Raw genomic sequence first — 11887 nt, 5'->3', positions numbered from 1 at the left:
AGAAATGAATAAGTACAAAACGGAAGTGATGGTTGGTGTATTTGTGGTGCTGACTATTGCAGCCACCTTATTGCTGGCTTTGAAAGTGGCAAACCAGACCATGACCAACGCAGGCGACACGTATAACCTCTACGCCAAATTCGACAATATTGGCGGCCTGAAAGTGCGCTCTGCGGTAAAAGTGGGCGGTGTGACAATTGGTCGTGTAACAGATATTCATCTGGATAAAGAAGACTACACGCCGGTTGTGACGCTGAGCATTTCGACCAGTTACGAAGGATTTCCTGATACCAGTTCGGTATCCATTCTGACATCCGGCCTGCTGGGTGAGCAATACGTCGGATTTCAGCCCGGTTTTTCCTTCGACGGGGTTGAAGAGCTGAAAGACGGTGACTATTTACAAGACACCAAGTCTGCGCTGGTGCTTGAGGATCTGATTGGTCAGTTCCTGTTCAACCGCGGCGGCAGCAGCGACAGTAACGAATAATTGAAACAAATTCCGTGATGCGGGGGTCTGATTCTTTAAGGCTACCGCACCACAACAAGGACACAATTTTAGGAGATTAAGTGTTGAAAAAGCTTTTATTGATTGCCGGCTTACTGGTTGCAAGTGTAACTGGCGGGGTGCAGGCCCAGGAAGTTAACGAACAAAACCCGTACGCACTGGTTAAAGAAGCCGGTCAGAAAACCTTTGATCGCATCAAAGCCAGTCAGGCGCAGATTGAGAAAGATCCTGAAGAACTGCGCACCATCATGAAAGAAGAGCTGTTGCCTCATATCGATTATCAGTTCGCGGCTTTTAAAGTGTTGGGTAAATACTTCAAGTCAGTACCTAAAGATAAACTATCAGAATACGTTCAGGTATTCAGACAGTACCTTATTACGACTTATGCGGTAGCAATGGGCTACTACGACAATCAGAAAGTGACTTTCGAGCCTGAAGGAGACTTTTCAGATAAGAAGTCTGTAACTGTGCGCGCTGTGGTTCAGGATCCCGGTCGCCCGGACATTAAAGTGGCATTCCAGGTTCGTAAGGACAGCCGGACTAACGAATGGAAAGCCTATGATATGGTCGCTGAAGGCATCAGCCTGCTGGACAGCAAGCGCAGTGAATTCGAACCTATTTTGCGTCAGGAAGGCATTGATGCCGTGCTGAAATTAATGCGTGAGAAAATTGAACAGCCTGTGGGCGAGCAAGTTAAGCAGGCACAAGATAAGGATGCTGCGTGAGTCTTTTTCAGCTAGGTGAAAATGGTATTGTGCATATTCACGGTCACCTCGACCGTGATACACTCGCTAAAAATTGGTGGGACATGTTAAGTTCCGCTGAAAAATCCGCTCTGGCAAAGCAGGGGCGCTGCATACTCGATTTAGGGGATGTAGAGCGAATCGACAGTGCCGGTCTCGCCTGGTTGATAAACGCTGTGCGTGACGGCAAAGGCAATCACGTAGATGTAGTGCTGGCACAGGTGCCGGAGAAACTACTGAAACTGGCTAAAATCAGCGACGTCGATACCCTGTTGCCCGTAGAATAATACGTTTCCAAATCTAAGAGTTAGCAGACCATGGAATTATCTGATATCGAAACTTTGCTGAAAGACAAGCTGGGTTTAACTGAAGTACACGTTAAAGGCGAAGGTTCACATTTCACTATTATTGCTGTCAGTGACAGCTTCAATGAAATGAGCCGCGTACAGCGCCAGCAGGCTGTTTACGGCCCGCTGCAGGACAAAATTGCCGATGGCTCGATGCATGCCATTTCTATTAAAACCTTCTCTGAAGCAGACTGGCAGCGTGAGCGTCAGTTCCACGTACCTCAATAACGGTAAATACATCTGTGGATAAACTCGTAATCAAAAAGAGCCCGCCACTGAATGGCGAAGTACGTATCAGTGGTGCTAAAAACGCTGCGCTGCCGTTATTATTTACCCCGCTTCTTACTTCTGACACGTGTCGTTTTACGAACGTACCTGCACTCAGAGATATCAATACCACCACGGCTTTACTGAAAGAACTGGGTGCAGAAGTCTCCCGGCCGGCAACGAATGAAGTGGTTATCTCATCTGCATCATTGAACAGTGTTACTGCATCGTATGACCTGGTGAAAACCATGCGTGCCTCTATTCTGGTGCTGGGGCCTTTACTTGCGAAGCAGGGAAAAGCGAATGTTTCCTTACCCGGAGGCTGTGCTATCGGCGCACGTCCGGTGAATTTGCATTTGTCAGGTTTAGAACTGATGGGTGCAAAAATTGAAGTCGACGAAGGTTATATTCGCGCTGAAGTAGACGGCCGCCTGAAAGGGGCGCGTATCTTTATGGATATGGTCAGTGTCGGGGCCACGGAAAACCTGATGATGGCAGCTGCACTGGCAGACGGTACCACTGAGCTGGAAAACGCTGCCCGTGAACCGGAAATCGTCGACCTTGCTAACTGTCTTAATCAGATGGGGGCAAAAGTTAAAGGTGCTGGTACCGATCATATCACCATAGAAGGTGTGGAACGCTTAAACGGTTGTGATTACCGTGTACTGCCAGACCGTATTGAAACCGGAACGTTCCTTGTCGCTGCAGCTGTATCCGGTGGCAAAGTTAAGTGCCTGGATGCTGCGCCGGATACGCTGGAAGCCGTACTTAATAAGTTACGACAGGCTGGTGCCGTTATAACCACAGGTGATGACTGGATTGAACTGGATATGCAAGGGAGAAAGCCTAAAGCGGTGCAGGTGAAAACCGCCCCTCATCCGGCTTTCCCGACAGACATGCAAGCGCAGTTTGTCACGCTGAACTGCGTGGCAGAAGGTTCCGGTGTGATTACTGAAACCATCTTCGAGAACCGTTTCATGCATGTGCCCGAGTTACAACGCATGGGCGCTGAAATCGCGCTTGAAGGTAACAGTGCGCTGACGAAAGGGACATCGCGATTAAAAGGTGCACCGGTGATGGCCACTGATTTACGGGCATCAGCAAGTCTGGTAATTGCAGGTTTGATTGCTGACGGTGAAACCCACGTGAGCCGTATTTATCACCTTGATCGTGGCTACGAAGGCATTGAAGAAAAGCTCAGTGGTTTAGGGGCTAACATTACCCGCGAAAAAGAATAACCAGACAAGAACATCGTTACAGTTTACCTGTTTACGATTGCTCTTACCGGATCTTCGGAAAACGTAATAAAAAGTCAGCGCCACCAAGCTGACTTTTTTGTACCTCACATTCCCCGTCATGCCACAGCATAATGCGCCTGACGATGGCCAGACCCAAACCGGCACCGCCACGCTCACGGCTTCTTGCTGCATCAGGCCGGTAGAATGGGACAAAAATCTTCTCTATGTTTTCTTCGCTTACCCCGGGCCCGTCATCTTCTACATGCAAAACAATGTGGTTACGGTTGTCACTTACCCGGAGCCGCACTTCCGTGCGGGCGTAGCGAATGGCATTTAGCAGCAGATTTTCAATAGCCCTGCCAATGTAATAATCGTCTCCCAGAACCACTAAACCGTCATTGTCCGCAGTAACTGAAACTGAGATGGCGGTATTTCCGGCAGTACGTTCTGCTAAATTTTCCGCCATTGCCCTTAACGGGATCTGACTGACATTCAGTTCAGGCTGACGTCCGTCGTGGCGCAAATAGTCCAGCATTTCCTGCACCATACGCTCAAGTTCATTCACGTCTTCCCGCATCGCCTTCCATCCTTCCTCATCAGCGGGACGTTCTGTTGCCAGCGCAAACTTAAGCCGCGCCAGCGGGGTACGCAGTTCGTGCGCGACTGCACCGGTCATTTCTTTATGCCGGTTAAATAATTCGGTTACCTGTGCACTGAGCTGATTTAACGCTTTAGCGATAGGCGCAACCACCGAGCGTTTAGGCAGCCATATTTTCCCGAAAGATCCATCGGCGTTAACGTTGCTCAGGCCGCGGGTAATGGTGGTGAGATCCCGCCAGAGTGGCCAGAGCCAGAGTGCAATCAATGCCCCGAGCAGAACGTAGAAAACCGTTGAATACCAAAGGGCACGTGAAAGAGAGCCGGTAACCGGCAGGGTCAGTTCATACAACGTGGTGTCGTCTGCGCGGGCGTATAACTGTATTGAGTCCTGATAGAACAGGGGAACGACTTCGCCGTTTTCCAGCGCCTGTTCCGATGCCGGACTGAAAGCCAGTGAGGCGGCAGGGATCACTCTGGGTTCCAGTTTTGCGCCGGCAAGCCAGGCGGCTCTTTCCTCCGGTTTCCTGGCAACAGTTTCCAGTGCAAGGACTATATCCGTTGCCTCGTCACTCAGGCCTTCGTCTGATGTAAAAAATAACGGTTCCAGCGCGGCACTTAACCTCGCCAGAGCAAGCGCGATAAAAAGATAAAGGCTCAGGAAAAGGCGGGTCACTTTAATCCCACGCATCTGCGACGAAGAAAAAGCCTTTACCCCAAATCGTTTTTATACGGTAAGGGTTGCTGGGATTATCGTGAAGCTTTTTCCTGAGTCTCGACACCCGAACGTCAGCGGAACGGTCGAGGCCATCATATTCTCTGCCGATGATCTCTTCGTAAATGGTGTTCCTGTCCACCACTTCAGAGGGGTGACTGGCGAGCAACCATAACATATCGAATTCGTGACTGGTCAGGGTGATTTCTTCACCGTGTAATAATACCTGTCTGGCCGCTTTGTCGACGGTAAGGTTCCCATACGTCAGAACCGGTTCACGTCCCGCTTCATTGGGCCGTCCGGCAGATTTGATACGACGCAGGAGTGCATGAACACGTGCCAGCAGAACTCTGGGTTCTATGGGTTTGGTGACATAATCGTCTGCGCCGATTTCCAGTCCAAGCACCTGGTCGAAATCATCATCCCTGGCAGTCATAAACAGCAGCGGGCCTTCATAATGACGTCTCAGATGCTTGCAGAGTGTAAAGCCATCATCACCCGGTAACATCACATCCAAAATGACCAGTGACGGCTTTTGCAGCTTTACTGTTGAAATAAGCTGACTACCGTCAGCCATTGCAGTAACGTCAAAATGATGCTGCTGAAGAAAATCTTTGACCAGCGTGCGTAAACGGGCGTCATCTTCCACAAGGACAATATGTGACATCAGAACAGACTCCATGGATCACGAACCCGTTTTCGCTTTTCTTTTTGTTTCCATTTCACCAGCAATTTTTGGGAATAGATAACATCGCCACGGGTATTTTTTATAAAAATCCAGCTGTCATGCTTTAGCCGGACAGTCTGAGGCGGCAGGCTCCCTGTACCGCAGAAAAGCTGCTTCTCATCTGCATAAACACAAAATTCATTATCAACGGCATGCTGTGGTACATGAATAGTGATGCGCATTTCACAGGGCTCTGTTTGTTGCTCTCCAACACATATCTGGGGCATGATCTCCCAGCTTTCTCCCCGTGCCGTGTTGCAGAGCAGAAAAGTAAATACGAGTATTATTGTTATGATCTTCCCTGACACACCCAGCTCCGCTAAAACTGGTATGTCAGGCCGGTGAAGACCGTGAGAATATCATGACCGGTCAACAACGGGCTTTCCGTCACCGCGTCGGGAAGATACTGATAACGGGTAAAGGCCAGTAAGCCCCAGTGTTTGTTAAACTGCCTGGTTACCGCTACATTGACACCCGGCCTGAATCCGCTGCCGGCACTGTACCAGAGCCGCTTATCTGGAGTGTCCTTTCCATCAATACCATAGTAATAGTCGTTAAATGTCCTGTTGTTCCATACCAGTTGCGGACTGACACTGAACAGCCATTTCTGCCAGCGGTGACTGAAACGCCAGGCAATACGGGCCTTTACACCCTGGTGGATCCCTGCGATGTCTTTCTCTACAGAAAATTGCCACTCGTTGGCGGGTGAGCTGCCGGCATGGAGCCGTACTCCTGCATGTCCGCCATTTCTGCGATCTGCAATACTGTCTACGTTGATCTCTGTATTGGCTTCGGCGGCCGGAGTGACAGCCAACTGCTCACGGGAAAACAGCTCTGCCGGGGTGGCATCGAAACCTTCATAGGAAAAGAAAGGACGGGCTTCACGATCGATAACCAGATAGGCATCAACAGACAAACCCGGCTGGTTGCTTTGCCATTGATAACCGAATTCAAAATTATCAAAATAAAAGGACTCAGCGTACCAGGCTATATCGCCAATCAGAACGAGTGACTGTGTACTGCCGCCCCTCAACGGATTAGTCCGGCCGCCAGCACCAACGGCCGCGGCTACCCGCCACTGACCAGTATCAATGCATTCACCTTTACTGTTGCATCCGCTCGCTGCGAGGGCCGGGCCTGTGAAAAGGGTGCAAATAAGAATGAACAAACGAATTTTCAACAAACAAAACTCTTCAGGTGACGTACCGGTAATCTGATGCAGCCATCAGATTAGCCTGCCGGCGGATTGCAAGAAAGGGGCAGTTACAATTTAAAACAAATCTGTACGCTTTGGATCTGACGAATTGTGTCAGGGCAGGTATGCTGGCTGCATATTTTCTCAATCAGAATTAACAAGTGGTTTACATCGTCAGTAAACGTTACGGGATAGTTCGGGAAAATCACTGAAAAGAATATTAAATAATACTGAATTGCTTTTGCCGGCTGTCAATTTTTTGCAATCTGTGGTACATATACTTTTGTCTGAGTTGACAGTTATCTTTTTAATCTGTCTCCCGGTCGAAAAAGACAAAAAAATAACAAGTCCATAGGCATTTCTGGTTTGTATTAAGAGGTAACTGATTACCCGGTTAAGCATTTCAGAGATAGACCTGACGAATCCATCTCAATTTGTTTGTATAGACACAATACAAGTATGTGGTTCAGGGAAGTGTCAAAATTAATGGATAAGATTGAATTTATTGGGGTTCGCGCGTGAGTAATGTAATTTCAGTCCGGCAACAGTTCCGGCGGGTACTGAGTACTGATCCAAAGGATGCTATACCAGCAGTGTTGTTCAGCCTGATGGTGGCCACTATCGTATTTATCGGTGAGCCGCCTTATGCACTGGCTAAAGAGCCTGATTTAGAAAAAACAGCACAGACAGAGAGGCATTGTCCTGACAATCTTCCCTGCCAGACAATGAAAAACCGGAGTTAAACTCCGGTTTTTTGTGTCAGACGAACGTCTCCGGCAACAACCGGAAAGCATCAGGCGGTCTTTATGAAGCCGGTTGTCCCAGCTCTGCCACTGTTGCTGAAATCATCATATTTTCCCCTCCACGGCTGACGTTCAGCTCGAGTGTTGTACCGGGATCTGTTTCGGCAATCATATCCAGTGTTTTCGATGCACTTTCCAACTGTATACCGTCAATAGCCAGAATCACATCTCCGGCCCGCAAACCGGCCTGATCTGCAGGGCTGCCGTTGGCCACTGCCGTGACTTCAATACCGGGCGTCCCACGATATTCGCTTCCAAGGAAGCCCAGTTGTCCGCGGATCACCTTGCCATTCTGGATGATGTCATCCATTACCCGTCGCGCCAGTTCGTAAGGGACCGCAAAGTTGATACCGTCCACGTTACGCACGCCGTTACGGGAATCCCTGACCTGGAAGTTGGCGTTGGTAATGCCTACCAGAGTACCGTTGCTGTCGACCAGTGCGCCGCCGGAGTTACCCTGATTCAGTACCGCATCTGTCTGAATAAAATCAACGTAGTTAGACAGTCCGTTGCGTCCGGCGCGGCTGACAATACCATGAGTAATAGTTTGACCGAGATCGAAAGGGTTGCCGATGGCCATCACCATATCACCAACGTGCAAATCAGGCTCGTCCATCTGAGGAATAACATGCAGGCTGTCCGCATTCACTTTAAGCACGGCAAGGTCAGTAAGCTGATCAGTACCAACAATCTGGGCTTCCAGAACACGGCCGTCCTGCACAGCAACAAAAATACTGTCGGCATTTTCAACGACGTGGTTACAGGTTAACAGGTAACCGTTCTCTGTCATGATGACGCCGGAACCCAAACTGGCCCGTTCACGTGCACGGTTACGGAAAATGCCGGTGTCGTTTTCAATACTGACACTGTAGATGTTAACAACAGCAGGCGCGGAGCGGCTTAATGCTGTGTAATGAGATTGCCTCGCCGGACGGGTAGTGTTGCCGGAGAAAAAGTTGTCACCAAAGCCTGTACCGCTTCTTAAATCCGGCATGAAGACCAGCATAAGTGCTGCTACTACAAGGCCCAGTACGATAGATTTGATGATAAATAAAAAGAATTGCTTGCCTGCCACGCCTGACTCATTCCATTTTGCCTCTTAACATTATGAACGAGGCGGGGTTCATTAATGTTAAGGATATCACCTAAATGATTGAATACCAATCAGGTCATCGGTTTAGCAAAAACAAAACGGGCCGGCAGTATTCGCTGCCAGCCCGCTGTATCTTCACTGCATTTTAATTGCTTAGCGAATGACCAGATAAATGGTGGCGGAGCCCCGTCTGACATTCAGTGCAATGACATTTTCACCGGAATCATCCAGTTTCTCACGGAATTCCGCGACAGTGGTCACTCGTTGGCGGTTAACACCAATGATCACGTCTTCAGGCTGAAGGCCGATACGTGCTGCAGGCGTGTTGCGCTCGATTTCAGACACTTTCACACCATCGTTGCCGGCTTCGTCTTTTCCGTTCACCAGTGTTGCACCTTCAAGCGCAGGGTGAATGGTTGCGGCAGTCACTTTGCTGTCTGCAGCATCGTCGAGCACCACGTTCACGGTTTTTTCTTCGCCGTCACGAATAATCGTCAGCTCAACTTCAGCGCCGGCACCCATACTGGCAATTTTGGCAGCCATTTCACGGAAACTGTGAAGACCACGACCATTAACTTCAGTGATAATATCACCGGCTTTCAGGCCACCTTTTTCAGCCGCAGACTCCGGCGTTACTTCACGTACAAAAGCTCCGCGGTTAGCACTTACGCCCATCGCTTTTGCCAGTCCGGCATCCACATCATTACCGGTAATTCCCAGCAGTCCGCGACGCACTTCACCAAATTCGGCAATCTGATCCACGAGGTTTTTCATCATATTGCTTGGGATAGCAAATCCGATACCTACGTTGCCACCATTGGGCCCGAAAATGGCCGTGTTGATACCTACCAGCTCACCACGCAGGTTCACCAGCGCACCACCGGAATTACCACGGTTGATGGCTGCATCGGTCTGAATGTAGTCTTCATAACCGCCAATGTTCAGGCCGGAGCGGCCCATGGCTGAAATGATACCGGAAGTAACGGTTTGTGACAGACCGAACGGATTACCGATAGCTACTACGTAGTCGCCAACACGCATTTCATCTGAGTCAGACAGGGGCAATGCCGTCAGTTTTTCCGCTTCAATTTTCAAAAGTGCGATATCACTTTGTTCATCAGCACCCAGCTTTTTGGCTTTAAATTCGCGGCCGTCACTCAGTTTTACGGTAATCTCGTCGGCGTTCTCAACGACATGGTTATTCGTAACTACGTAGCCTTTTTCCGAATCGATAATGACGCCGGAACCTAGCCCTTTAAATGGTCTTTCCTGAACCTGCTCCTGCGGGCCGCCAAAGAAGTAGCGGAACATTTCCGGTACCTGCCGCGTGGCAGTTTGCGTACCTTCTACGGAAATGCTCACCACAGCCGGCATGGCTTCTTCAAGCATGGGTGCCAGTGAAGGCACTTCCTGTTTTTTATCATCGCCGAAGAAAGGTAACGCAGCGCCTGCCGTGGCAGACATACCCAAAGTACTGGCGACAACACTGGAGACAACCAACATCTGGCGTAGAGATTTCTTCATATTCGCTTACACTCCTCATGTTTCATGCGATATGGTTACTATCACTGACAGACTCAGGTAAGTGAGAAAAAGTTCCTGAATCAGTCCTTTTCTGCGGTAGAACGACCGGCGTTGCCGACAAACAAACCGGAACTTGCGTTAGCAAAGTCTTTAGGCTGAGTGTCAGAAACCGGTGCAGGTTTGCTCTTTTCTCTCCCCTGCATATTGTTACGTAAATAGGTAGTAGCCTGCTCACCATAGAAAGGTACGCCCGGCGCATCGCCGTCTTCGGCCTGAGTAAGCAAGGTTTCATAATCAGCAACCTGTTGCTTTAATGCCTGGCATTGCTTTTCAATAGACTCAACCGCCTGACGGGTCTGGTGAATGTGATGTGTCGCTTGCTGAGACATCAGTTCCTTAATATTTTGCTCTGCCTGTTTAGCCGAACCGGAAGCGCCGTCACGGGTATACATATAACGGGCAACAAAGAAGCCGATAATCAGGCCCGCAATCAGCAGGGCAACAGGAATTAAAACGTCCATTCATTTCTCCAAAAATCTCTGTGTTCATAACTATTTGAGTTAAGCACAGTAAAACAATCACTCATGCCGACTATAGCAAGTAATGAGCGTGAATGCGCATTGCGAATTGTTGCAAAATGCGGATATGGCGATAAAGTTTGATTTCGTCGTTTTTTTCGACGATTCAAAGCAAATCATTGCCTGTAAACCTTATCTGCAGCCCGGCATTGCGTTATGATAGTGTCTTATTCAGGTTTATACGGTATTTGGTTTTACTTCGACCAATACCACCCCGCATAACACACAGCGCTGCGATTCTACCTGTATTTATCCGGAATTTAAGATCAGATTTTGTTTTTTCAAGGAGGTCGGTGCAGCGGACCTTCTGCCTACCTTCTATCGGGAGTAGTTTCGGCGATGACGCCATGGGAAAAATATCAGCAAGATTTGCAGTTGCCCACGTTTAAACATGATCCTGCGCAGGAAAATGCAGTCAGAGCGCTTCAGCGGTTATACGATGACCTCATCAAAGCGCCGCCATCTTCCGGATTCGGTGCAAGCATCAAAAAACTGTTCGGCAAGCAGCCAGTATCAAAGCCGGTAACCGGTATTTATTTTTACGGCGGTGTAGGCCGGGGTAAAACGTATCTGGTCGATACCTTTTTTGAATGTCTGCCTTTCAGTAAAAAATCACGGGTGCATTTTCACCGTTTTATGCACCGCGTTCATGACGAGCTGAAAACCCTGCCTAATGAACCGGATCCGCTGAAAATTGTGGCTGACAGACTGGCCAGTGAAGCCCGTGTGATCTGTTTCGATGAATTCTTTGTGTCCGACATCACCGATGCCATGATTCTTGGCACCCTGATGCAGGAGTTGTTTTCCCGTGGAATAACCCTGGTAGCGACATCGAATATTGTTCCTGATGAACTGTATAAAAACGGCTTGCAGCGTGCCCGCTTCTTACCGGCTATTGATCTCATTAATAAACACACTGAAGTCATTAATGTGGACAGTGGTATTGATTACCGGCTTCGTACTCTGGAGCAGGCAGAAATTTTTCATTCACCGCTGGATGCCGATGGCGATAAGCACCTGCATGAGTATTTTGAGCAACTGGCACCGGAAAATTATCAGACCGGCGAGATGATAGAGGTGAACAACCGTAAAATACCTACCCGCCGCAGTGCTGAAGGGGTGTTGTCTATCGAGTTTTCCGCACTTTGTGAAGGGCCGCGCAGCCAGAGCGACTACATTGAATTGAGCCGCTGTTATCATTCGGTGCTGGTTGCCAACGTGAAGCAAATGGGAGCAAATAACGATGACACCGCCCGCCGTTTCATTGCGATGGTGGATGAATTCTACGAACGCCACGTTAAACTTATAATGACCGCCGAAGTGGGACTGGAGCAGCTGTACACTGAAGGCCGGCTGAATTTTGAGTTTCGCCGGTGCCTGAGCCGCCTGAAAGAAATGCAATCCAGAGAATATCTGGGCAGGGAACATTTACCCTGAGTTAGCGGGCGAACACTGTTAACTCAGCGGCAAAGCCGGTAAACTGCACGACAATTTTTAAACTGTGCCTGAATTTTTTCACGGGCATTGTCAGATAAAAGTACGATACAGAGACCTA

At 49.0% G+C, this 11887-nt stretch carries 14 protein-coding genes; 7 read left to right on the top strand and 7 right to left on the bottom strand.

Going from position 1 to position 11887, the window contains the following annotated elements; all coding sequences use genetic code 11:
• Positions 1-4: 4 nt before the first annotated feature.
• The 5 genes from mlaD (at position 5) to murA (ending at position 3100) form a co-directional block, all read left to right on the top strand.
• Complete coding sequence (mlaD, locus tag AC4PME_RS06575; protein WP_119500194.1) at positions 5-487, top strand: outer membrane lipid asymmetry maintenance protein MlaD; 483 nt, start codon at positions 5-7, stop codon at positions 485-487.
• An 83-nt stretch (positions 488-570) separates the two neighbouring features.
• On the top strand, positions 571-1230 hold the full coding sequence (locus AC4PME_RS06570; protein ID WP_119503297.1) for an MlaC/ttg2D family ABC transporter substrate-binding protein: 660 nt from the start codon (positions 571-573) through the stop codon (positions 1228-1230).
• Positions 1227-1535 carry an STAS domain-containing protein gene (locus AC4PME_RS06565; RefSeq protein ID WP_119500195.1) on the top strand — a complete coding sequence of 103 codons (309 nt, stop codon included), beginning with the start codon at positions 1227-1229 and terminating at the stop codon, positions 1533-1535. The genes AC4PME_RS06570 and AC4PME_RS06565 overlap by 4 nt, the downstream gene beginning before the upstream one ends.
• 30 nt (positions 1536-1565) lie before the next feature.
• Positions 1566-1823, top strand: coding sequence for a BolA family protein (locus AC4PME_RS06560; RefSeq protein ID WP_119500196.1), 258 nt, complete (start codon positions 1566-1568; stop codon positions 1821-1823).
• A gap of 14 nt (positions 1824-1837) precedes the next feature.
• Positions 1838-3100, top strand: coding sequence for a UDP-N-acetylglucosamine 1-carboxyvinyltransferase (murA, locus tag AC4PME_RS06555; RefSeq protein ID WP_119500197.1), 1263 nt, complete (start codon positions 1838-1840; stop codon positions 3098-3100).
• Positions 3101-3143: 43 nt separating this feature from the next.
• Here the strand turns inward: murA and AC4PME_RS06550 are convergent, their stop codons facing one another.
• The 4 genes from AC4PME_RS06550 to AC4PME_RS06535 form a co-directional block, all read right to left on the bottom strand.
• A complete protein-coding gene (locus AC4PME_RS06550; RefSeq protein WP_491045166.1) occupies positions 3144-4373 on the bottom strand; it encodes an ATP-binding protein in 1230 nt (409 codons plus the stop codon).
• 1 nt (position 4374) lies between these two features.
• Entirely contained in the window at positions 4375-5079 is a 705-nt protein-coding gene (locus tag AC4PME_RS06545; protein WP_119503298.1) for a response regulator, read from the bottom strand.
• Positions 5079-5366, bottom strand: coding sequence for a DUF3019 domain-containing protein (locus AC4PME_RS06540; protein WP_150154231.1), 288 nt, complete (start codon positions 5364-5366; stop codon positions 5079-5081). Before AC4PME_RS06540 ends, AC4PME_RS06545 begins: the two co-directional genes overlap by 1 nt.
• A gap of 92 nt (positions 5367-5458) precedes the next feature.
• Complete coding sequence (locus AC4PME_RS06535) at positions 5459-6322, bottom strand: MipA/OmpV family protein (RefSeq protein ID WP_161599096.1); 864 nt, start codon at positions 6320-6322, stop codon at positions 5459-5461.
• A 530-nt stretch (positions 6323-6852) separates the two neighbouring features.
• Here AC4PME_RS06535 and AC4PME_RS06530 point away from each other — a divergent pair.
• Positions 6853-7077, top strand: a complete 225-nt coding sequence (locus AC4PME_RS06530) for a hypothetical protein (protein WP_150154233.1) — start codon at positions 6853-6855, stop codon at positions 7075-7077.
• A 61-nt stretch (positions 7078-7138) separates the two neighbouring features.
• On the opposite strand, the gene AC4PME_RS06525 is transcribed toward AC4PME_RS06530, so the two are convergent.
• The 3 genes from AC4PME_RS06525 to AC4PME_RS06515 form a co-directional block, all read right to left on the bottom strand.
• Positions 7139-8143, bottom strand: coding sequence for a trypsin-like peptidase domain-containing protein (locus tag AC4PME_RS06525; RefSeq protein ID WP_303573931.1), 1005 nt, complete (start codon positions 8141-8143; stop codon positions 7139-7141).
• 240 nt (positions 8144-8383) lie between these two features.
• Positions 8384-9754, bottom strand: coding sequence for a DegQ family serine endoprotease (locus tag AC4PME_RS06520; RefSeq protein ID WP_119500201.1), 1371 nt, complete (start codon positions 9752-9754; stop codon positions 8384-8386).
• Between the two features lie 80 nt (positions 9755-9834).
• Positions 9835-10275, bottom strand: coding sequence for a ZapG family protein (locus AC4PME_RS06515; protein ID WP_474881288.1), 441 nt, complete (start codon positions 10273-10275; stop codon positions 9835-9837).
• Between the two features lie 396 nt (positions 10276-10671).
• On the opposite strand from AC4PME_RS06515, the gene zapE reads away from it, so the two are divergent.
• Entirely contained in the window at positions 10672-11769 is a 1098-nt protein-coding gene (gene zapE / locus AC4PME_RS06510) for a cell division protein ZapE (RefSeq protein ID WP_119500203.1), read from the top strand.
• Positions 11770-11887 lie beyond the last annotated feature (118 nt).

The sequence above is a fragment of the Alteromonas sp. genome (genome assembly GCF_984505615.1).
The sequence above is the reverse complement of the archived record's forward strand: the minus strand, read 5'-3'. Positions and strand labels throughout refer to the sequence as shown.

Coding starts and splice junctions, on each gene's coding strand:
- mlaD (WP_119500194.1), top strand. CDS start 5: ATGAATAAGTACAAAACGGAAGTGATGGTTGGTGTATTTGTGGTGCTG.
- AC4PME_RS06560 (WP_119500196.1), top strand. CDS start 1,566: ATGGAATTATCTGATATCGAAACTTTGCTGAAAGACAAGCTGGGTTTA.
- AC4PME_RS06545 (WP_119503298.1), bottom strand. CDS start 5,079: ATGTCACATATTGTCCTTGTGGAAGATGACGCCCGTTTACGCACGCTG.
- AC4PME_RS06540 (WP_150154231.1), bottom strand. CDS start 5,366: ATGCCCCAGATATGTGTTGGAGAGCAACAAACAGAGCCCTGTGAAATG.
- AC4PME_RS06525 (WP_303573931.1), bottom strand. CDS start 8,143: ATGCTGGTCTTCATGCCGGATTTAAGAAGCGGTACAGGCTTTGGTGAC.
- AC4PME_RS06520 (WP_119500201.1), bottom strand. CDS start 9,754: ATGAAGAAATCTCTACGCCAGATGTTGGTTGTCTCCAGTGTTGTCGCC.
- AC4PME_RS06515 (WP_474881288.1), bottom strand. CDS start 10,275: ATGGACGTTTTAATTCCTGTTGCCCTGCTGATTGCGGGCCTGATTATC.
- zapE (WP_119500203.1), top strand. CDS start 10,672: ATGACGCCATGGGAAAAATATCAGCAAGATTTGCAGTTGCCCACGTTT.